Below are 20,262 nucleotides of genomic sequence, written 5' to 3'. Positions count from 1 at the left end.
TCAACCCTTGTTGCGCTGCGAAACCCGGGGCAAGCGGGGGCCATGCCCCGCGCCGCCCTCTTCGACCTCGACGGAACCCTCGTGGACAGCGCGGGCGGGATCGCCGCCGCGCTGAACCGGCTGATGACGGCGGCCGGACGGGCCGCCTTCCCGCGCCCGGAGGTCGAGCGGATGATCGGCGACGGGGCGGAGGTGCTGGTCCGCCGGGCCTGCGCGGCACGGGACCTGGCCTACGGCCCAGCCCTGCTCGCGGACTTCCTGAACGACGAGGCGCTGGGCGACGAGGGTGCGCCGGTCTTCGACGGCGTGCTGGAGGTGCTGAGCGCGCTGCGGGACGCGGGCTGGCGCCTGGGCGTCTGCACGAACAAGCCGGAGCGGTTGGCGGTCCGCCTGCTCGACGGTCTCGGCCTGTCCCCGCTGCTCGACGGGATCGGCGGGGGACCCTTCCCGGTCCGGAAGCCTGACCCGGCGCACCCGCTCGGCGTGCTCGCGCGAATGGGATGCCCGCGCGACGGGGCGGTTCTGGTCGGCGACCACGCGAACGACGTGCTTGCCGCGCGCGGCGCGGGGATCGAGCCGATCTTCGCGGCCTGGGGCTATGGGCCGCCCGACATGGCGGACGGGGCGCGCGTCGCCGGGGCGCCGGGCGACCTACCGGGGCTGCTCGGCCCGGCCTGAGCCGTCACCGCCGCGGCTGGGCCCGCGCCTCCTCCGTACCGACCCTGGCCGTGACGAGGTGCGCGGACATCGTCCCGAACCAGCGGCTCGGGATCTCGAGGCGCACGGGGATGATGGCGCCCGGCGAGACCTCCGCCAGCCAGGCGGTGCCGGGCTGCGGACGGCCGGCCTCGGCGGGGTTGTCGCCGGACCGGAAGCCGGCGGTCAGCCGCCCCTCGAACTCGCACCGCAAGGCGCGGCCGGACCATTCGCCGCGGACGGGCGGCAGCATCTCCCAGCGCGCGGTGCGGGCGGACATCTGGGTCAGGCGGCGGCCGTCATAGACCGTCGTCGTGGCTTCGCAGCGCTGTTCCCGCTGCACCTGGCGGATGAGGAAGGCGACGGCCGAGAGGCTGTCCACCGTACCGCGGCGGGCGGCCTCCGGCACCTCCTCGCGCTCCGCGGTGTTCGGCGGCAGCAGATCGCGGACCACGGGCCGGTTCCCGTCCCAGGAAAGGACCGTCCGCCTCGGGTCCCCGCGCCATGTGCCCTGGCCGACATAGCTGACCGGCTGCACGCCGGCTGCTGTCCATGTGCCCGTCGCCCGGGTGGTCTGGCGCCCCTCGCCCATCAATGTGGCGGGAAGGCCGACCAACCGGCTCGTGAACTCGATCCCGTATCCCCGCTCATCGGTATCGAGGACGGTCCGGACCTCCAGGACCGTCACGCCCATGGCCTGCACGACGTAGTCGGCGGTCACCCGCTCCGCCCGGAGCGGCGAGGCGGCGAGCAGGGTGAGGGCGGCAACGGCGGCTGCGGCGGGGGGCGCATCGGCGGGTCTCCCATCGGGTGGCCCGCAGCATATGGCCCGTCCCCGCGCCTTGACACGGGGAGGGCGCCGACGATACCTCCCGCGTCCCGGATGGCGCGGGCGCGTAGCTCAGCGGGAGAGCATTCGCTTCACACGCGAAGGGTCACAGGTTCAATCCCTGTCGCGCCCACCACCGCCCCGGCGGGCTACCGGGACTTCTTCCACAACTTCGTCGCGATCTCGAACATTTCCTCCGGTGCGTAGTCCGGGGTGAAGGCGCTGGGCTGGCCCGTCAGGTCGTGGATCTTGCCGCCCTCCGGAGGGCCGTCCACGACCTCAAGCTCGCCCGGCGGATCACCCGGCAGCGCCGTCTCCCCACCGCCCCAGATGCCCCGCATCTCCTCGTAGTCGGAGGGAGAGAAGCGGTAGAGGCGACGGTGAGAGCCCTCCGCCAGGTACTTCTGGCATTCCGGGATGCGGTCGGCCGGAATGTTCGGCACGGGCAGCATCTGCTCGACATTCACGCCGGTGATCTTCTTCAGCGCCAGGGCGTAGGCGTGCGCGTGGACCTGGCCGCGGACCAGAAGGTACCCGCAGACCTCCCGCGCGCAGGGGTCCACCACCGTCTCGTAGACCCGCAGCTTGTGCAGGCGCGCGCCGATCTCGAGGTGGAAGTTGTGCAGCAGGTCGGTGACGAGGTTGCCCGTCGTCGTCACGAAATCGCGGTTCCAGGACTGCGAGTTGGAATCCACCGGCACCGCGCCGCCGCCGTGGGAGAGGAAGGAGGCGGCGGAACGGATGTCCTTCATCAAGGCGAAGGGCGCGCCAGAGATATCGCCGCCGTCACCCGTGTCGTCGGCTTCCGAATCCGGCCCGTTGTTGATCATCGCGACGCCGTTGGAGACGAGCTCGACATGCCCCAACTCCTCCGCCGTGATGTTCGCGACGAGGGAGTAGAAGGGCCGCAGCTTCGCCTTGGAGCGGAAGTTGAAGCTCTGGAACATGTAGTTCCCGAGCGTGGACATCTCCCCGTACTTGCCGCCGAGCAGCTCCTGAAGCGCCGCGGCCTCGTTCGGGTCCTTGCGCCGGGGCGGCGGAAGTTCGGTCTGCAAGCGGTCGATGCGGAGGAACATGCGGGCTGGCCTTCACCTGGTTCGGTCCAGGCGCAACGCCCGCTCGCGGCAAAGGATCGGCATCGTTACGCAGGCCGCGGGCGACGTATTCGTGACGCCGCCCGCGGTGAGGCTTCAGCGCCGAGGCTTCAGCGCGCGGGCTGGGCGGGGGCCGGCTGGCCCGGGGCGGGGCGGTCTCCGCGTGGGCCGCGGGGGCGGAGTTCCTCCCGCGTCAGGGCGCCGTCGCCGTTCGTGTCGCGCATGCGGAACATCGCCTCGGCGAAGGGCCGCAGCTCCGCAAGCGTCACCTTGCCGTCGCGGTCGCTGTCGAGCGCGCGGAACATCGCCTGGCCCCGCTCCTCCATCCGCCCGGCTCGGTCGGCTGCGGGCATCGGGCGGCCGGCGGCCTGCATCTGCGCCTGGACGTAGGTCCGGAACTCCTCCCAGGTCACGCCGCCATCGCCGTTGGCGTCGGCGCGTGCGAAGCGGGCGGAAAGGGCGGCCCAGCCCTCCTCCTGCGTGATACGGCCGTCGCGATTGGCGTCGGCCTCATTGAACATCTGCTCGCCCATCGCGGCGCGGTGGTGGTGCGGGCGGGTCTGCGCGATGGCGACGCCGGCGCCGAGGGCGGCCGTGCCGATCAGGGTGGCAGCGATGATCTTGCGGGTTCGGGTCATGGTCGTCTCCGTGGGATGTCCGGAAGATGACCTCGGGCGTGTAACGCTGCGACGCGGGGCGTGTGAGGAAGCGTGACGCAACTCAGGGCGTCCCTCCCTCCCCCAGGTCCCACCAGATCCCCGCGAAGGCCGTGATCCCCTCCCGCACCAGTGCGGGGATCACGTGCTCGTCCGGCCCGTGCTGCTTGCAGCCGTTGTAGGAGTGGGGAATCCAGACCAGCGGCACGCCGAGGTGGTCCACGAAGACGTCGCCCGGCAGCCCGCCGGAGGAGTTCGGGATGACCTGCACGCGACGGCCAAGGCTTCTCTCCATGCTCGCCTGCGTCCAGCGCACCCAGGGATGGTCCGGCGCGGTGCGCGACGCCGGCATGCGGATGCCCGCATTCTCGATCCGCACGAGCTCCAGCCCCTGGGCATCGAGGTGCGCGCGCAGCGCCGGCTCGAAGCGGTCGGTGTCGGAATCCACGGTGTAGCGGATCTGGCAATGCGCGCGCGCGTCGGGTGCGACGGCGTTGACGGGGTTCTCCGGCCGCCCGCTCGTCATTGCCAGCACGATGAAGGAGGCCCAGCCGTAGATCTTCTCGGCGGAGGAAAGCCCCGGCTCGCCCCAGCCCGGGTCCACCGTCGCCGCCTCGCCACCGCCGCCGACGGGGCAGCCTTCCAGCACGCGCCTTACCTCGGCCGGTACCGTCTCGCCCGGCAGCCATGCGCGCACGGCGATCCGCCCGTGCCGGTCCACGATGGACGCGACGGCATGCGACAGCAGGATCGCCGGGTCCCGCGTCAGCCCGCCCCAATGGCCCGAATGCACGCCGCCGTCCCGCAACTTGACGACGAGATCGAAGTGGAAGGTCCCCCGCGTGCCCGTCGCGATGGTCGGCAGGTCCGGCACCACCCGCGGCCCGTCGGAGGCGATCAGCGTATCCGCCGCCAGTTCCTCCCGATGCGCCGCCACGAAGTCGCGCAGCCCCCGCGACCCCCGCTCCTCCGCCATTTCCAGCACGAGCTTCACGTTGAAGCCGAGCTTGCCGCCGCGCTCTGCCATCACCGCCTCCAACGCGGCGAGGTTGATCGCGTGCTGCCCCTTGTTGTCTGCCGTGCCGCGCCCGTACCAGCGCCCGTCGCGTTCCGTGACCGTCCAGGGCGCGATGCCAGCGGCCCACTGATCCTCCAGCCCCCGAACCGTGTCGCCGTGACCGTAGAGAAGGACCGTCCGGAGCGACGGGTCCTCGATCCGGCTCGCCGTCAGGATCGGGCCGAAGCCGTCCTCCGGGTTCGCGTGTACCGCCCGGGCAAAGCCGAGCGAGTCGAGCCAGGGCCCGATCCCATCCTCCAGATAGCGCCGCAGGTCCGCGTCGTGTCCCGGATCCTGTGAGGTCGATGGAATGGCGATGAGCGAATCCAGCCGCGCTCGGAAGGCCCCGGAGTCGAAGATGTCCTGGGCACGGGCAATGGCGGATTCACGGTCGGGCATGGCGATCCTGGCGCTCGGTCCCCCTTGCGTGCACCCGCGGCCGCGCCCTGTCCAGGCGACCGTCCGCGCCGCACGCCCCGGGGCTCGCCTCGGCCCGACCGTCGTCGGGATCCAGGAGCCGGGGTCACCGCGGCAGGAGCAGACCCGCCACCGCGCGACCGCCCCCGGGCCGCCCCTAGCGCGTCCGCGCCGGCGCGGAGGTGGATCCGCCGCGGGAGCCGACCACCCCGCCGCCAAGGACGGCCGCCGCGACCGTCGGAAGCGCGATGGCCGCGATCCCCGGCGCGGCCAGACCGATCCCCGTCGCCGGCAGGACCACCGGCGGGGTCGAGAACGGCAGCGGCGCTGTCCGCACAACCCCGACCGGCGCCCCGGCCCTCGCGACCCCGGCAGGGGGCGCGGCCATCCGTGGCACCGGTGCGCCGCGCGGCGGGATCACGACCCCGGAGGCGGGCGGCACGACGACGGTCGTCAGCGTGGATTGCGCCAACGCCTCGGTCCCTGCGGCGAGGGAGAACAGGACGGCAAGGGCGGCGCTATTCCGCATCGGGCTGCTTCTCCGGCGCCGTGTCGGCGAATGGTGGCAGCGCGAGGCAGGCGGCCTCCGCCGAGAGGAGCCTCGGCAGCCCGTCCAGCGGCGCGGCGAAGCGGCGCGCGTTGAACAGCTGCGGGACGAGGCAGAGGTCGGCCAGCGTCGGCGCATCCCCGAACAGGAAGGGGCCGCGCCCCTCCCGGACCAGCGCCTCGCAGGCCGCCAGCCCCTCGGCGATCACGTCGCGCGCCCAACCGGTCACCGCATCCTCCGGCTGCCCCATGGCGCGAAGTCGCGCGAGGACCTTCAGGTTCTGGACCGGGTGGATATCGCAGGCGACCGCCAGCGCGAAGGCCCGCACCTTCGCCCGCGCCACGGCGTCGCGCGGCAGCAGCGGCGGGTCCGGGTGCGTCTCCTCCAGCCATTCAAGGATGGCGAGGGACTGCGTCAGAACTGCGCCGTCATTCGTCTCCAGCGCCGGCAGCAGCCCCTGCGGGTTCAGCGCCAGGAAGGCCGGCGCCCGCTGCTCCCCCTTGCGCAGGTGATGGAACGCGCCCTGCGCCGCGATCCCCTTCAGGGCGAGGCCGATCCGGACCCGCCAGGACGCGGTGGAGCGATAGTAGCCGTGCAGACGCATGCCGCACGAAAGTGACGGCCGGGCCGCACCGCGTCAACGTGCCGGGCTTTCAGGCGACGACCGCCGGCTCCGCCTCCAGGATCCGAGCCGCCGGAAGGCTGATCGCACAGGCCAGCCCCTCGGGGTCCCAGGCCCGCTCCATCACGCCGCCGAGCTGGCGTTGCACGGTGCCCTCGATCACCCGGGTCCCGAAGCCGCGGCCCGACGGTGCGCCCGCCAGCGCCGGCCCGCCCCTCTCGTGCCAGGTGAGGCGGAGATCCCCGCCGCGCACGTCCCAGTCGATCGTCACGACGCCGTCGGCGCGGGAGAGCGCCCCGTATTTCGTCGCGTTGGTGGCGAGCTCGTGCAGGGCCATGGCCAGGGGCTGCACCGCCCAGGCCCGCAGCATCACCGCGGCGCCTCGGAGGACGGTCCGCGGCCGGGCGCGCCCGGTCCCCGCGACGAACGGCGCCAGCTCGGCCTCGATCAGATCGCGGAGGCCGACGCCCTGCCAACCCGTGGCGGCCAGCATCTCGATCGCCCGGGCCAGGGCACCGATGCGGCCATCCACCTCGCGGCGAAAGCTCTCCAGGTCCGGCGCGTCGGTCAGCCGCACCGCGGCCTGCGCCGTGGCGAGCGCGTTCTTCGCCCGGTGGTCCACCTCACGCCGCAGCAGGTCGCGCCGCGTCTCCGCCTCCCGCTGCTCCGAGATGTCCTGGACCATGACGACGAGCCGCCCAGGTTCGCCGGGCAGGGGCGCAGACGAGACGCGGACGGCAAGCCGCGACCCGTCGTGCTGGACGAACTCCGTCTCGTAGGGGTCCCACCAGCCCCGCCGCCGCGCCTCCTCCAGTGCCGCTTCGTCCAGGGCGCGCGCCTCCTCCGGCGTCGCGCGGGACAGGTCGAAGCGCCCGGCATCCAGGTCCGCGCGGGTCTGTCCCGTCATCTCCAGCAGGCGGTCATTCGCGAGCAGGGTATCGCCGGAGGGCAGGTCATGGACGGCCATGCCCACGACCCTGCTCTCGAAGACGCCGCGAAACCGCGCCTCCGCGGCGCGCCGGGCCTCGGCCGTCGCGCGCTCCGCGACCTCGCGCCGCAGCGCAGCCTCCGCCGTCTCCGCGGCCCTCGAGCGCCGGAGCGCCAGCCAGGCAAGGCCGACGAGCGCCATGATCGTCGGGATGCCGATGGCGAGTTGCCGGCGCAACGTCTCCCGCCACCGCGCGACGATCAGCGGCGTCGGCCGCGCCAGGGTCACGTAGAGCGGCAGGTCGCCGACCCGGCGGAAGGCGATGAGCCGCGCATCGCCCGCCCGATCGCCAGCCAGCCCGAGCGTCTGGCCAAGGTAGACACCGGCACGGTCGCCCCGCGCGGCCGCGTCCCGCAGGGAGCTGCCGCGCGGGATCTGGGGCAGGCGCTCCGGGAACCCGGGCGTGCGCACGAGCACCTCCCCGTCCGCGCGGACGAGGGAGGCCACGTCCCCCGGCTCCCCGCCGATCGTTCCGAACCCACGCGCCACCGCGTTGGGGTTGACCGAGATGTTCACCAGCCCGTCATAGGCGCCGGGCGGCATGGCGTTCCCCGTGTTCTCCCGCCGTCGCGACACGCCGTAGAACAGGAACCCGTTGAGGCGCCCGACCTGGACGCTGCTGACGTGCAGGGGCGGCGGGGCCGGCGCGCGCAGGGCCTGCACCCATTCGCGGTCGTCGAACCGAAGGTCCCGGGGGACCGGGAAGGTGTCAGCCGAGACGAGCGGGCGGGCCTCGCGGTCCAGCACGACGACAGTTTGCACGAGGGGCAGGCGCGGCACGCGTTCCCGCAGCCGCGCGTGCAGTTCAGCCTCCCGGCTGCGGATCTCCTCGTCCCTCAGCCCGGCGAGGATGTCGTTGGCCGTGTCCGCAGCGAGACGCTGCCCCTCTACGAGCCGAAGGGAGTATTCCGCCCCGGCTTCCGCGCTGCGGGACAGCTCGCGCTCCGCCCCGGCCCAGGTCTCGCGCCAGCCCAGCCAGGCGAGTGCCGAGAGCGCGAGCAGCGGGATCACGAGCGCGCCGGCGAGCACGAGCCCGAGCCCGGTCCTTCGGCTTGGAGCCGCTGAATAGGTCCTGACCGCTACGGACACATCCCCCTACACGAGACCGACGTGGTGCAAGCCTGAGGTAACGGTCCCCGTGATTGCCGCAAGCGGCGACCGGCCCTCACCCGAGTTCTCACCGATTCAGGCAGAAACGCAACTACCGCCGGCCCAGCACGTGGCGCGAGACGATCAGGCGCATGACCTCGTTCGTGCCCTCGAGGATCCGGTGCACGCGCAGGTCGCGGACGAGCTTCTCGATCCCGTAGTCGTGCAGGTAGCCGTAGCCGCCGAGCAGCTGCAGCGCATCGTCGGTGACCTTGAAGCAGGTATCCGTCACGAAGCGCTTGGCCATGGCGCAGAAGGCCGTCGCGTCCGCCGCCTTGGCGTCCAGTTTCCCGCAGGCGCGCCAGAGCAGGGCGCGGCTCGCCTCCAGCTCCGTTGCCATGTCGGCCAGCCGGAACTGGGTCGCCTGGAAATCGGCGACCGCCTTGCCGAAGGCACGGCGCTCCCGCACGTAGTCCAGCGCGATATCGAGCGCACGCTGCGCTCCGCCGATCGAGCAGGCCGCGATGTTCAGCCGCCCGCCGTCGAGGCCGGCCATCGCCATGCGGAAGCCCTGCCCTTCCTCGCCGAGCAGCGCGTCGGCGGAGACCTTCGCGTCCTCCATCACCACGGTGCGGGTCGGCTGCGCGTTCCAGCCCATCTTCCGCTCGTTCGCGCCGAAGGACAGGCCCGGCGCGTCCTTCGGGATCAGCAGCGCGGAGATCCCGTCCGGCGTGTCGCCCCCCGTGCGCACCATCGTCAGGTACAGGTCCGAGGCCCCCGCGCCAGAGATGAACTGCTTCGCCCCGTTCAGCACGTAGCCGTCGTTCGTCCGCACGGCGCGCGTGCGCAGTGCCGCGGCGTCCGAGCCCGACCCCGGCTCCGTCAGGCAATAGGAGGCGATCAGCTCCATCGTGACGAGCTTCGGCAACCACAGCGCCCGCTGGGCCTCGCTGCCCCAGCGGTCGATCATCCAGGCCACCATGTTGTGGATGGACAGGAACGCGGAGGTCGTAGGGCATCCCGTCGCCAGCGCCTCGAAGATCACCGCGGCATCGAGGCGCGACAGGCCGGAGCCGCCGGAATCCTCGCGCACGTAGATCGCGGCCATGCCGAGCTCGGCGGCCTGCCGCATCTCCTCGACCGGGAAGTGCTTGTCCAGGTCCCATTCCAAGGCTTTGGGCGCGAGCACGTCCTTCGCGAAGGCGAGCGCGGTCTCGCGCAGCGCCTGCGTGTCCTCCGGAAGGTCGAAGGCGGCGGTGGAAGGGGGAGCGTTGTCGAGCGGCATGGCGTCTCCCGTGGTCCCGTTCTTCGCAGGGGCGAACCCGGTGTTCGTTGCTGGGATCGCGTTCAACACCTGAATGGGGGGCGTCGCAAGTTCCCAGTCTCTCGCGACGCCTGTGGTTCGCGGCGCGTCCGGACTGGCGCGGCCGAATGCGTCAGGGCCGCATCCAAAGGACGTCGCCCGCCGGCTCGCCGGACACGGCCTCGACCGTCCCGTCCGGACGCGCGCACCAGGGCTCCAGGCCCAGGTCCCGCAGGAGTGTCACGACATCGGCCACGCGATGGCCGTAGCGCGCGGCGTAGCCGTTCACGAGTTCCGTCTGAACAACGATGCCGGGGTTCCCGCCGACCGTCCGGACCGCGCCCCGAAGAACCGGCAGCTCGAAACCCTCCACGTCGATCTTCAGGTAGTCCACCCGCTCCGCCCCGAGGTCCCGCAACGCATCGTCCAGGGTGCCGAGACGGACCCGGGCCGCGCCGGGCGCCGCATCCTGCGCCGAGACATGGGTCTCCCCGGGATTGGCGTCCTCGAAGGTCATGGTGACCTCGCCGTCGCCATCCCCCAGCGCCATGTGAACCGGGACGACCTGCCGCAAGGCGTTCGCCTCGACGTTCCGCCGCAGGTAGGCGTAGGTCCTCGGATGCGCCTCGAAGGCGATGACCCGACCCTCTGCCCCGACGAGCCGTGCGGCCGGCAGCGAGTAGGTGCCGATATTGGCTCCAACGTCCACGAAGACCGCGCCGCGCCCCAGCCTGCGCTCGACGAAACGCCAGATCGCCAGGTCGCGCGCGCCGTCCACGACGACGGCGAAGGAACTGAAGTTGTTCGGCATCGTCGAGAAGACGAGGCCCTCCGGCGACCGGAACGTGACGTCCCCGCCGTTCAGCTCGTGCAGGACGAAGCGCGCGGCACGCGACGTCGTGCGGAGGGGCGCCCGCGCATAGGCCTCGGTGGACCGCATCCACGACACCATCCTCGGGAGGCGCCAGCGCAGGGCCCTCACGGCAGGCGGCACCAACTGCCTCATCATTCCCGATCGTCCCTCCGCAACCCTCGCAGCCGCCCCGGGCCCGCGATCCGACGCGCCCGGCACACGCGGGCCGATGGGGGGTGACATACTCCATCGGCCGGGGCGCGCACTGGCCCGGTGCCGCGCTGCTCCATCTGTGATCGGGCGGGCGGCGCGCCGACCGGGCGGCAGCCCCGCCCGGGCCGCGCGTCAGGCCGCAACGGCCTCCCTCGTCGGTGCGACCGTCCCGTCACGTGCGAAGGCGTCGGCCGTCGCGGCGATCCGCGGGCGCGCCGCCTCGAGGTTCCGGGCCTTCACGTGGCCGAAGCCGCGGATGGCGTTCCAGGCCTCCACCCAGGCGACCAGGGCGTCGCGGTTGCCGGCAGCCAGGCGCGGGAGCATGGCCAGCAACGCCTCGCGGAATTCCCGGATGAGCGCCCGTTCCGTCCGCCGCTCCTCCGTCCGGCCGAAGGGGTCGAGGGCCGTGCCCCGCAGCACCTTCCCGTGCCGCAGCAGCCCCATGGCCCGCATCATCCAGGGCCCGAACTGCTGCTTCACCGGCAAGCCGGTGTCCGGGTTGCGCTTCGTCAGCACCGGCGGGGCGAGGTGCATGACAAGCCGCTTCGTGCCGGTGAAGCGCCGCGCGAGGTCCTGCCGGAAGCCGGTGTCGGCGTGCAGGCGGGCCACCTCGTACTCGTCCTTGTAGGCCATCAGCCGGTACAGGGCCTGCGCCACCGCCCGCGTCAGGCGGTCATCCGACGCCACCGCGGCCTCCGCCTGCCGCACCGTCGCGACGAGGTCGGCGTAGGACCGCGCATAGGTCGCGTCCTGGTAGTCCGTCAGGTCGGCAACGCGGCGCGCGACCAGCGCTTCCGTCGTCTCCGGCGCGCGCGGCGCCGCGGGCCCGGCCAGGGCCGCCGCGCGGCCGAGGTCGAAGGCCTTGACGTTGTTCTCGACCGCCGTGCCGTTCATCTCCAGCGCCCGCCGGATCGCGGCGTCGGAGAGCGGCACGAGCCCGCGCTGGAAGGCGACGCCGAGGAGGAAAACGTTGAGGTAGATGACGTCCCCGAAGGACTCCTCCACCGCATGCGCCGCGGGGATCGCCAGCAGGTCCCGCGACGCGCCACGCAGGCTGCCGACCATCGCCTCGATCTCGCCGCCGGTCTTGCCCTTCAGGTAGCCCGCCGTCGGCGCGAGGTCCGCGTTCAGAACGATCGCCGTGCGCTCCGCCGATAGCAGCGGCCGCACCACCCGCCCATGCGCCCCGACCATGTCGGAGGCGATGAGCAGGTCCGCCTGCCCCGCCCCGATCCGCGGCCCCGCCAGCGTCTCCGGCGCGGCGCCCGGCGCGCCGATGCGAAGCTGCGCCTGCACACCGCCGCCCTTCTGCGCCAGGCCCAACTGGTCCATCGTCCGAACGGGACGCCCGTCCAGATGCGCCGCCATTGCCAGGATCGCCGACAACGCCGTCACCCCCTGCCCGCCGATGCCGGCAACGGCGATGTTCCAGGCCTCCCCGCGCAACGTCGGCAGTGCGGGTTCCGGCAGGTTCTCCGGCACCACCGCCCCGCCCTCATGCGCTGCGACCTCCGCGCCTTCCAGAGTCACGAAGGACGGGCAAAAGCCCTTGAGGCACGAAAAATCCTGGTTGCAGGCGGACTGGTCGATCTGCCGCTTCCGCCCGAACTCCGTCATCACGGGCTGCACCGCGAGGCAGTTGGACTGCACGCCGCAATCGCCGCAATCCTCACAGACCCGGGCGTTGATGACGACGCGCTTCGTCGCGGCCGCGGCCATCCCACGCTTGCGGTGACGCCGGCGCTCCGTCGCGCATTCCTGGTCGTAGATCAGGACCGTGACGCCGGGGACGTCACGCAAGTCCTTCTGAACCGCGTCGAGCCGATCCCGGTGCTCGAAGGCGACGCCCGCGGGCATCAGCGGATCGCCGCGATGCCGCTCCGGATCGTCGGAGACGACGACGATGCGCGCCGCGCCTTCCGCCGCCATCTGCGCGGCAATCCGCGGCACCGTCGCCTCGGCATCCGGCGTCTGCCCGCCCGTCATCGCAACCGCGCCGTTGACGAGGATCTTGTAGGTTATGTTCGCCTTCGCAGCGATCGCCGCGCGGATCGCGAGGCTGCCCGAATGGGCGTAGGTTCCGTCACCGAGGTTGGTGAAGACGTGGTGCGCCTCCACGAAGGGCGCCTGGCCCAGCCACGGCATTCCCTCGCCGCCCATGTGGGTGAATGTGACGGAGTTCCGGTCCATCCAGGTGACCATGTAGTGGCACCCGATGCCCGCCATGCCGCGGGACCCCTCCGGCACCTTCGTCGAGGAATTGTGCGGGCAGCCCGGGCAGAACCAGGGTTCCCGAAGCGTGACCGGAGCACGGTCGGCCTGGCGAAGGCCGTCCAGTTCGGCGATGCGCGCGGCGAAGCGCTCATGGCGCGCGTCCCGCGGCAGCCGCGCATCCAGCGCCCGCGCCACGGCGGCTGCATCGAGTTCCGTCAGTTCCGACAGCAGCGGCGAACCATCGGCGTTCCGCTTGCCGGTGATCCGCGGCGCGTCGGGCGTGCCGTAGAGCGCCTCGCGTAACTGCGCCTCGAGGAAGGATCGCCGGTCCTCGACGACGAGGATTTCCTCCAGACCCTTCGCGAAGTCACGGGCCGCGACGGCATCCAGCGGCCAGGCCAGCCCCACCTTCCAGACTCGCAGTCCCATGAGGCGCGCGACCTCCTCGGTGACGCCGAGGTCGAGCATCGCCTGCCGCAGCGTCGCATAGGCCTTGCCCCGCGCCGCGATCCCGATCCGGGCGCGCGGGCTGTCCAGCACGACCGGGTTCAGGCCGTTGGCCCGCGCGAAGGCCACCGCCGCAGGCAGCCGCACGAGCCGGAGGCGCCGCTCCTGCGCCAGCACCACGTCGGGGATGCGGATGTGCCGCCCGTCCACGCCTTCGAAGTCGCCCTCGGGGATCACGGGCATCCAGGCCAGCGCATCGGCCCGGAAGGTCGCCGAGGCGTCCATCGTGTCCGCCACGCACTTCATCGCGGACCAGAGGCCGGAGAAGCGCGACATCGCGATCCCCTTCAGCCCGAACTCCAGCACCTCCGCGACGCCGGCGGGGTCGAGGTAGGGCACCTCCAGGTCCATGAAGGTATGCTCGGTCGCGTTCGCGACGGTGGAGGATTTCGCCGACGGATCGTCCCCCGCCAGCGCGAGCACTCCGCCTAGCGGCGCCGTCCCCGCCGAATTGGCGTGCCGGATCGCATCGCCCGAGCGGTCCACGCCGGGGCCCTTGGCGTACCAGATCGCGAAGACCCCGGCCTTCCTGCCGTCGTTGAACAGGTTGACCTGCTGCGTCCCCCAGGCCGCCGTCGCCGCCAGGTCCTCGTTCAGCCCGGGCTGGAACACGACCCCCGCCGCGTCCAGTCGCTTCTTCTGCTTCAGCAGTTCCTTGTCATAAGTCCCGAGCGGCGAGCCGCGGTAGCCCGTCACGAACCCCGCCGTGTCCAGCCCCCGTGCCGCGTCCAATTCCCGCTGCGCCAGCGGCAGCCGCACCAGCGCCTGCACCCCCGTCATCAGCACGGGGTCGGAGGCAGAGGCCCAGCGGTCATCGAGGCTGACGGTCGGACGCCGGACGGTACCCATGACGCAACGCTCCCACGGGGCGATTCGGCCCCTTATCTGGGGAGAGAATGCCCTGGCTGCACCGGCGTTTCCTGCCGTTTTCCGTTGTGCACCGCCGAAGGTTCGGAACATCCTTCTGCCATGGATGCCACCGACCGACGAATCCTCCGCGCCCTGGCACGCCGCGGCCGCCTGTCCAATGCCGAACTCGCGGAGGAGGTCGGCCTCTCCCCCTCTCCTTGCTGGACGCGCGTGAAGCGTCTTGAAGCGGCGGGCGTCATCCAGGGCTACGCCGCCATCCTGGACCAGGCCCAGCTCGGCCTGCCCGACACCGTGTTCCTGGAAGTGATGATGGAGAAGCACGACGAGCGCGCCCTGCGCGAGTTCGAGGCTGCGGTGAACGGGATCCCCGAGATCCTGGAATGCCACCTCGTAACCGGCGAGTACGACTACATCATCAAGGCCGCGGTCTCCGGCACCGCGGGCTACGAGGCGCTGCTGCGGAACAGGATCTACGGCCTGCCCGGCGTCCGCCATACACGGACTGCGTTCACGCTGCGCTGCCTGAAGCGCGAAATCTCCGCCGTGCCGTGACTGCCTACCATCAGAGAAGGCCGTGGTCCGCCGCGAGCGCGACGTAGACGGCGAAGTAGCCGAAGGCGACGACGTCCGCGCGGCCGTCCCCGTTCACGTCCCCGGCCTCCCGGGGGAAAATGTCGTTGCTGATCCAGCCCCCGGCACCTGGGCCGAAGCCGTCCATCAGCAGGGTGGGCGCGCCGAAGGTGCCGTCGCCGTTGGACAGGCCGGCCCAGACCGCGGCATGGCCGAAGCCGATCACGTCCGACCGTCCGTCCCCGTTGATGTCGGCCAGGAGCCGCGGATAGAGGTCCTGGCTCGTCCAGCCGCCGGCGCCGCGCGCGAAACCCGCGGCCCCCATCTGCGCCGGGGCGAAGGTTCCGTCCGCCTGCCCGAGCGCGACCCAGATGCCCGCCTCGCCGAAGCCGACGACGTCGGCTCGCCCGTCGCCGTTCACGTCACCGACCATCCGCGGGTAGACGTCCTGGTTCACCCAGCCGCCCGCCGTGACCCCGAAGTTCGGCAGCGCCAGGAAGGGCGAGGCGAACTGGCCGCCGCCTGTCGCGAGCGAGACCCACACGCCCCCATCCCCGAACGCCACGATGTCCGCCATCCTGTCGCCGTTCACGTCCGCCACCCTGCGCGGGAAGACGGAATCGCTGATCCATCCGCCGGATCCCGGCCCGAAGCCCGGAAGCGTGAAGGCGATGGCCCCGAAGGTCCCGCCGGCCTGGCCGAGTGAAACCCAGACGCCCGCGTGCCCGAAGGCCACGACGTCCGCTCGCCCATCCCCGTTCACGTCGGCGAGCGTGCGGAGGTAGAGGTCGTTGTCGGACCAGCCGCCCGCACCGGGCCCGAACCCCTCGAGCGCGAGGTGCGGCGGCGCGAAGCTGCCGTCCTCGCGCGCGGTCGAGACCCAGACGCCGGCATGGCCGAAGGCCACGATATCCGACCGCCCGTCCCCGTTCACGTCGGCGAGGTGGCGGGGATAGGTCCGTTCGTCGACCCATCCGCCTGAACCCGGCCCGAACGCGCCGATCGCGACCTCCGCGGGTCGCAGCGGCGGCTGATCCATCACCGTGACCGAGATCGTCTGCGTGCTCGACAGCGCGGGGAAGCCGCTGTCGGTCACCCGGACCGTGAGCACGTAGGTGTTGTCCCCGCCCGCATCGCGGGGCGCCTCGTGGTCAGGCGGCGCCGCGAATCGAAGCACGCCGGTCGCCGCGTCCACGGCGAAGAACCGCGCGTCCGGGCTGTGCGGCCCGACGTCGATCGAGAAGGCGAGCGTCTGCCCGCGATCGGCGTCCCACGCTCCGAGGACCGTCACCTGCGTGGTGCCTTCGGCGAGCGCGAACGCCGCGGAGGCGCCGCCCGTCGTGAACACCGGAACGGTGTTGACGACGGGCGGTGGCGGTGGCGGCGGTGGCGGTGGCGGTGGCGGTGGCGGCGGTGGCGGTGGCGGTGGCGGTGGCGGCGGTGGCGGTGGCGGTGGCGGCGGTGGCGGTGGCGGCGGTGGCGGTGGCGGTGGCGGCGGTGGCGGTGGCGGCGGTGGCGGCGGTGGCGGCGGTGGCGGCGGTGGCGGCGGTGGCGGCGGTGGCGGCGGTGGCGGCGGTGGCGGCGGTGCCGGTGGCGGTGGCGGTGGCGGTGGCGGTGGCGGTGGTGGCGGCGGTGGTGGCGGCGGCGGCGGCGGTGGCGGTGGTGGCGGTGGTGGCGGTGGCGGTGGCGGTGGCGGCGGCACCTCGTTGTCGGCAATCGCGACGGACAGCCGAACCGGCGCGAGGGTCGCGTAGGTCGGATCCGTGCTCGTGAAGCTGAGCGTGATGAAGGACGTGCGCGGCCCTTCGAAGGTCGTGTTGTCGACGGCGGTGACGTAGACCGGACGCGGAAGCGCCCAGTTCGCCGTCGGCTGGATCGCGTAGGCCGTTGTCGGGACGTAGCTGAACGTGTTCCGCGCGACCCGTATGTCCGCGTCGGGCGTGATCGTCACCGTGACAGCCGCCGTCGGACGCGTCGTGAGCTCGAAGGTGAAGGCGTCGCCTGCGCCACCCTCCGCGACGGCCACGTCCGGATGCACGATCTTCAGCATCGGCCAACCCGGCGACTGGGGCGGGGGCGGCGGAGGCGGCAGCGGCGGTGGCGGTGGCGGCGGCGGAGGCGGAGGCGGAGGCGGAGGCGGAGGCGGAGGCGGCGGCGGAGGTGCGGGAGGCGGTGGTGGCGGCGATGGTGGCGGTTGGGGAGGCGGGCTGACGGGCGGCGGTGAGGTCGTGCCGGTCCCGCCGCGGCCCGAGCCGTCGAGCACCTGGAACTCCACGCCATAGGCTGCCTCGTTCAACCCGTCGGACACTGCGACCAGGACCGATCGCGTCGTGCCGCCTTCGCGCAGCAGCTCCACGCCGTCGCGCAGGCGCAGCACGTCGCCGTCGAACGTGAACCAGGCTTCGTCCGGCCACAGAACGCGCCATTCCTGCGGCCGCGCCGAATCGGGGTCGTAGGACGCGAGCCGGCCGATCACGGCGCCCACGTCGCTCTGCAGAACCGAACCGCCCGATACGAAGCCCGGCTGCCCCGGCGGCGTGTCGTCCACGCCGAGGAGGGTGGTCGTCCAGTTGCCCTCGACCGTCTGCCAGACCCCGTCGGCCAGCACGGCGAGGCCGATCTTCAGCACGGGGTCGGCGCCGGGCAGATACTCCTCCCGGTCCAGGCCGGCACGCGGGGTCAGCGCCACGCGCAGCCCACTGGCATCCAACGCGGCATCGAAGGCGGCGGCGTCGGCACCGGTCAGTCGCAGGTCGGTCGCCCGGCCGAGGCCGGCAAGCGTCAGGACCGCGGCACAGTCGCCCGGGCGCGGATTCTCGTAGAGGGTGGCGGGCATCGTGCCCGTCGCCGTGATGGGCATGTCGGCGCCGCTTCCTGTGGCGCGCCGACCATCCGGAGATCGGGTGAAGGAAGGGTAAGCGCCCCGACGGACACGGCGCCGCCCCGCGCAGATCGGCGGAAGCGCAAGTTCCCGGTCAGCGCAGAGCCTGCGCGATACGCTACCTCAAGCCTCGGTCGCGCACCGAGTCGCGGAACGTGCCAAAGCCCGCGGTCGACGCGGCGCGCAGGCCCAATGGGGGGACCAGGACAAACCCGCGGGGCAAGCCCGCATCGAGCGGCCCCGGTCGGATCGCCCGGATCAGGCGGCGCGTGCCGCCTTCAGCCGCGCCTGAGCCCAGCGCGGCGCCTCCCCGAGAAGCCGGTCCATCTCCCGCGGTGGCAAGGTCTCGGCGAACTCCAGCGCCGTCACGGCCTCCGGGTCCCAGGACGCAGCCACGCGATCCACCTCGCCGGCCATCCCTTCCAGCGCAGCGGCCGCCCGCCGCGCCGCGACGAGGATCCGCGCCGTGGCCTCCTGCCGCGCGCGCTCCGCCAGGTTGTCGTTCGCGATCTCGGACAAGGTCGCGAGGGCGGCGTCGCGGGACGTCAGCATGGCAGCTCCTGTCGCCTGGCAGACCCCAGGCACGCGGGTAGTGGCGGACCGCGGGGGAACGCGGGGACCGGCCCGGCGTTGCGCGTCCGTCTCGATCAACGTGGGTCCCCACCGGGCATCCGGCAACGACCTGCCCTATATGCTCCGCATGATTCGCAGCATCCGCATCGCCGCCACCGTCCTCCTGCTTCTCGTCGGCTTGGCCTGGGGCGCGGCTTGGTTCCGTGCCGCGCCGGGCGAGCCGCTCGGCCAGTCCTTCGCGCGCCTGGTCGCGGGGGCAGCGCCGCCCTCGGCCGGCGGCGTCGCCCTGCCGGGGGGCGTCAGCCTCGGCGGACCCTTCGCCCTCACGGACCACACCGGGCGCGCGGTGACGGATGCGGACTACCGCGGTTCCTTCCTCCTCGTCTTCTTCGGCTTCACCTTCTGCCCCGACGTCTGCCCGACGGAGCTGCAGACCGTCGCCGCGGCTATGGACCTGCTGGGTCCGCAGGCCGCACGGGTCCGGCCGCTGTTCATCACGGTGGACCCGGCCCGCGACACGCCCGCCAAGCTCGCGGAATACGTCGCCCTGTTCCATCCCGCGATCACCGGCCTGACCGGCACGCCGGAGCAGGTCGCCGCCGTGGCCCGCGCCTACCGCGTGTACTACGCCCGCGCGACCCCGGCCGGCGCCTCCGAGTACCTCATGGACCACTCGGCCTTCACCTATCTCATGGGTCCGGACGGGACCCTGCGGACCATCTTCCGCCCGGGCGTGCCGGCGGAGGAGATCGCGGGCGCGCTCCGCGCCCAGCTCGGCGCCCCCGCCCGGTCCTGACCCGCGGCGAAGCCAGCCCCCGCCCGGCCGTCCGCGCGCCCGTGCCGGGGCGTTGCCCGCGCGGGTCCGGCCCGACGCCTTCGCGGTTGTGCGGAACGATCGAGGCCGGCTAGGGGTCGGCCCATGCCCGATACGCACCAGCCCGCCCACGAGCTCTCGCTCGCGAAGGACAGGATCCGCATCCTGCTCCTGGAGGGCGTCTCCGACAGCGCCGTCGCGAACTTCAACGCCGCGGGCTACGCCACGATCCAGCGGGTCACGAAGGCCCTGGACGAGGACGCGCTCATCGAGGCGGTGCACGGCGTCCACATGCTCGGCATCCGGTCGCGCACCCGCGTCACCGCGCGCGTGCTGGAGGCCGCCGACCGCCTCATGGCCATCGGCTGCTTCTGCATCGGCACGGACCAGGTGGACTTGGCCGCCGCCCGGGCCCGCGGCATCCCCGTGTTCAACGCGCCCTTCTCAAACACCCGCTCCGTCGCGGAACTCGTGATGGGGGAGATCGTGATGCTGCTGCGGGGCATCCCCGGCCGGTCCAACGCAGCCCATATCGGCGTCTGGGACAAGTCGGCGACCGACAGCCGCGAAGTCCGCGGCAAGACGCTCGGCATCGTCGGCTACGGCAATATCGGCGCGCAGGTCTCCGTTCTGGCGGAGGCCTTCGGCATGCGTGTCTCCTACTTCGACACCATCCCGAAGCTGCCGCACGGCAACGCCCTCGGCGCCCCGACCCTCCGTGCCCTGCTCGAGGAATCGGACATTGTCACCCTGCACGTCCCGGAAACGGCCGCGACGGTTGGCCTGATCGGCACCGACGAGCTCGCGCGGATGCGGCAGGGAGCGATCCTCATCAACAACTCCCGCGGCAAGGTCGTCGACCTCGACGCGCTGCGTGCGGCGATGGAGTCCGGCCACCTCGGCGGCGCCGCCGTGGACGTCTTCCCGGAGGAGCCGGAGAGCAAGGACCAGCGCTTCACCAGCCCCCTCCAGGGCCTGCGCAACGTCATCCTGACGCCGCATATCGGCGGTTCGACCATCGAGGCGCAGTCACGCATCGGCGAGGAGACCTCGCGCAAGCTCGTGGACTATTCCGACACCGGCGCGACGCTCGGCGCGGTGAACTTCCCCGAAGCGGTGCTGCCCGCCCGCCCGCGCGGCGCGCGGTTCCTGCACGTGCACGGCAACCACCCCGGTACGCTCGCCGCGGTGAACGAGGTCTTCTCCCGCTTCGGTGCGAACATCGCGGGGCAGTACCTCCAGACCGACCCGCAGATCGGCTACGTCGTCGTGGACGCGGAGGGGCTGGACGACGCGGGCGCGGTGCTTTCGGCGCTGCGCGCCCTGCCCGGCACCATCCGGGCCCGCCTGCTTTACGAACGGCGATAGGCGCCGCCGGGCCGGTCCGCGGGGCTCAGCCGCCCGGCGCCGGGGGACGCAACGAGGGCGCCCCGACTCGGCTGAGGCCCTCCAGACACGCGAAAGGGGCG

Annotated in this window: 16 protein-coding genes and 1 tRNA gene; 5 read left to right on the top strand and 12 right to left on the bottom strand. The window is 72.6% G+C overall.

What is annotated here, in order from left to right:
- Nucleotides 1-42: 42 nt before the first annotated feature.
- Nucleotides 43-678, top strand: a complete 636-nt coding sequence (locus ACE7GA_RS18575) for an HAD family hydrolase (RefSeq protein ID WP_376089765.1) — start codon at nt 43-45, stop codon at nt 676-678.
- 4 nt (nt 679-682) lie between these two features.
- On the opposite strand, the gene ACE7GA_RS18570 is transcribed toward ACE7GA_RS18575, so the two are convergent.
- Nucleotides 683-1,450 carry a DUF3108 domain-containing protein gene (locus ACE7GA_RS18570; RefSeq protein ID WP_376100358.1) on the bottom strand — a complete coding sequence of 256 codons (768 nt, stop codon included), beginning with the start codon at nt 1,448-1,450 and terminating at the stop codon, nt 683-685.
- Between the two features lie 136 nt (nt 1,451-1,586).
- On the opposite strand from ACE7GA_RS18570, the gene ACE7GA_RS18565 reads away from it, so the two are divergent.
- Nucleotides 1,587-1,661, top strand: a tRNA-Val gene (locus tag ACE7GA_RS18565).
- 13 nt (nt 1,662-1,674) lie between these two features.
- On the opposite strand, the gene ACE7GA_RS18560 is transcribed toward ACE7GA_RS18565, so the two are convergent.
- The 9 genes from ACE7GA_RS18560 to ACE7GA_RS18520 all read right to left on the bottom strand — a co-directional run bounded on the left by ACE7GA_RS18560 (nt 1,675) and on the right by ACE7GA_RS18520 (nt 13,934).
- Nucleotides 1,675-2,601 (bottom strand): manganese catalase family protein, encoded by a 927-nt coding sequence (locus ACE7GA_RS18560; protein WP_376089762.1) that lies wholly within the window; start codon nt 2,599-2,601, stop codon nt 1,675-1,677.
- Nucleotides 2,602-2,729: 128 nt separating this feature from the next.
- Nucleotides 2,730-3,257, bottom strand: a complete 528-nt coding sequence (locus ACE7GA_RS18555) for an EF-hand domain-containing protein (RefSeq protein WP_376089759.1) — start codon at nt 3,255-3,257, stop codon at nt 2,730-2,732.
- Nucleotides 3,258-3,339: 82 nt separating this feature from the next.
- Entirely contained in the window at nt 3,340-4,731 is a 1,392-nt protein-coding gene (locus ACE7GA_RS18550) for a M20/M25/M40 family metallo-hydrolase (RefSeq protein WP_376089756.1), read from the bottom strand.
- 175 nt (nt 4,732-4,906) lie between these two features.
- Nucleotides 4,907-5,278 (bottom strand): hypothetical protein, encoded by a 372-nt coding sequence (locus tag ACE7GA_RS18545; protein WP_376089753.1) that lies wholly within the window; start codon nt 5,276-5,278, stop codon nt 4,907-4,909.
- Nucleotides 5,268-5,900, bottom strand: coding sequence for a maleylacetoacetate isomerase (maiA, locus tag ACE7GA_RS18540; RefSeq protein WP_376089750.1), 633 nt, complete (start codon nt 5,898-5,900; stop codon nt 5,268-5,270). The genes ACE7GA_RS18545 and maiA overlap by 11 nt, the downstream gene beginning before the upstream one ends.
- A 49-nt stretch (nt 5,901-5,949) precedes the next feature.
- Nucleotides 5,950-7,935 carry an HWE histidine kinase domain-containing protein gene (locus ACE7GA_RS18535; RefSeq protein WP_376089747.1) on the bottom strand — a complete coding sequence of 662 codons (1,986 nt, stop codon included), beginning with the start codon at nt 7,933-7,935 and terminating at the stop codon, nt 5,950-5,952.
- Nucleotides 7,936-8,107: 172 nt separating this feature from the next.
- Nucleotides 8,108-9,280, bottom strand: coding sequence for an acyl-CoA dehydrogenase family protein (locus tag ACE7GA_RS18530; protein ID WP_376089745.1), 1,173 nt, complete (start codon nt 9,278-9,280; stop codon nt 8,108-8,110).
- Between the two features lie 151 nt (nt 9,281-9,431).
- Nucleotides 9,432-10,238 (bottom strand): FkbM family methyltransferase, encoded by an 807-nt coding sequence (locus ACE7GA_RS18525; RefSeq protein ID WP_376089741.1) that lies wholly within the window; start codon nt 10,236-10,238, stop codon nt 9,432-9,434.
- A 258-nt stretch (nt 10,239-10,496) separates the two neighbouring features.
- Nucleotides 10,497-13,934, bottom strand: coding sequence for an indolepyruvate ferredoxin oxidoreductase family protein (locus ACE7GA_RS18520; protein WP_376089738.1), 3,438 nt, complete (start codon nt 13,932-13,934; stop codon nt 10,497-10,499).
- Nucleotides 13,935-14,054: 120 nt separating this feature from the next.
- On the opposite strand from ACE7GA_RS18520, the gene ACE7GA_RS18515 reads away from it, so the two are divergent.
- On the top strand, nt 14,055-14,507 hold the full coding sequence (locus ACE7GA_RS18515) for an Lrp/AsnC family transcriptional regulator (RefSeq protein WP_376089734.1): 453 nt from the start codon (nt 14,055-14,057) through the stop codon (nt 14,505-14,507).
- 10 nt (nt 14,508-14,517) lie between these two features.
- On the opposite strand, the gene ACE7GA_RS18510 is transcribed toward ACE7GA_RS18515, so the two are convergent.
- On the bottom strand, nt 14,518-17,385 hold the full coding sequence (locus ACE7GA_RS18510; protein ID WP_376089731.1) for an FG-GAP-like repeat-containing protein: 2,868 nt from the start codon (nt 17,383-17,385) through the stop codon (nt 14,518-14,520).
- Between the two features lie 279 nt (nt 17,386-17,664).
- A complete protein-coding gene (locus ACE7GA_RS18505; RefSeq protein WP_376089728.1) occupies nt 17,665-17,958 on the bottom strand; it encodes a hypothetical protein in 294 nt (97 codons plus the stop codon).
- A 148-nt stretch (nt 17,959-18,106) separates the two neighbouring features.
- Between ACE7GA_RS18505 and ACE7GA_RS18500 the strand changes: the two genes are divergently transcribed.
- Together ACE7GA_RS18500 and serA are read left to right on the top strand one after the other, a co-directional pair.
- Nucleotides 18,107-18,775, top strand: a complete 669-nt coding sequence (locus ACE7GA_RS18500) for an SCO family protein (RefSeq protein ID WP_376089725.1) — start codon at nt 18,107-18,109, stop codon at nt 18,773-18,775.
- Nucleotides 18,776-18,898: 123 nt separating this feature from the next.
- On the top strand, nt 18,899-20,161 hold the full coding sequence (serA, locus tag ACE7GA_RS18495) for a phosphoglycerate dehydrogenase (protein ID WP_376089722.1): 1,263 nt from the start codon (nt 18,899-18,901) through the stop codon (nt 20,159-20,161).
- The last annotated feature ends 101 nt before the right edge of the window (nt 20,162-20,262 follow it).

It is taken from the genome of Roseomonas sp. CCTCC AB2023176, from assembly GCF_042259275.1.
In the GTDB taxonomy this organism is placed as follows: domain Bacteria; phylum Pseudomonadota; class Alphaproteobacteria; order Acetobacterales; family Acetobacteraceae; genus Roseomonas.
Note: the sequence above shows the minus strand (reverse complement) of the source record. Positions and strands in the feature narration are given on the sequence as shown.

Excerpts from the sequence above, each read along its gene's own strand:
- ACE7GA_RS18575 (WP_376089765.1), top strand. The coding sequence starts at position 43 with ATGCCCCGCGCCGCCCTCTTCGACCTCGACGGAACCCTCGTGGACAGC.
- ACE7GA_RS18560 (WP_376089762.1), bottom strand. The coding sequence starts at position 2,601 with ATGTTCCTCCGCATCGACCGCTTGCAGACCGAACTTCCGCCGCCCCGG.
- ACE7GA_RS18555 (WP_376089759.1), bottom strand. The coding sequence starts at position 3,257 with ATGACCCGAACCCGCAAGATCATCGCTGCCACCCTGATCGGCACGGCC.
- ACE7GA_RS18550 (WP_376089756.1), bottom strand. The coding sequence starts at position 4,731 with ATGCCCGACCGTGAATCCGCCATTGCCCGTGCCCAGGACATCTTCGAC.
- ACE7GA_RS18545 (WP_376089753.1), bottom strand. The coding sequence starts at position 5,278 with ATGCGGAATAGCGCCGCCCTTGCCGTCCTGTTCTCCCTCGCCGCAGGG.
- maiA (WP_376089750.1), bottom strand. The coding sequence starts at position 5,900 with ATGCGTCTGCACGGCTACTATCGCTCCACCGCGTCCTGGCGGGTCCGG.
- ACE7GA_RS18530 (WP_376089745.1), bottom strand. The coding sequence starts at position 9,280 with ATGCCGCTCGACAACGCTCCCCCTTCCACCGCCGCCTTCGACCTTCCG.
- ACE7GA_RS18525 (WP_376089741.1), bottom strand. The coding sequence starts at position 10,238 with ATGCGGTCCACCGAGGCCTATGCGCGGGCGCCCCTCCGCACGACGTCG.
- ACE7GA_RS18520 (WP_376089738.1), bottom strand. The coding sequence starts at position 13,934 with ATGGGTACCGTCCGGCGTCCGACCGTCAGCCTCGATGACCGCTGGGCC.
- ACE7GA_RS18515 (WP_376089734.1), top strand. The coding sequence starts at position 14,055 with ATGGATGCCACCGACCGACGAATCCTCCGCGCCCTGGCACGCCGCGGC.
- ACE7GA_RS18510 (WP_376089731.1), bottom strand. The coding sequence starts at position 17,385 with ATGCCCATCACGGCGACGGGCACGATGCCCGCCACCCTCTACGAGAAT.
- ACE7GA_RS18505 (WP_376089728.1), bottom strand. The coding sequence starts at position 17,958 with ATGCTGACGTCCCGCGACGCCGCCCTCGCGACCTTGTCCGAGATCGCG.
- ACE7GA_RS18500 (WP_376089725.1), top strand. The coding sequence starts at position 18,107 with ATGATTCGCAGCATCCGCATCGCCGCCACCGTCCTCCTGCTTCTCGTC.
- serA (WP_376089722.1), top strand. The coding sequence starts at position 18,899 with ATGCCCGATACGCACCAGCCCGCCCACGAGCTCTCGCTCGCGAAGGAC.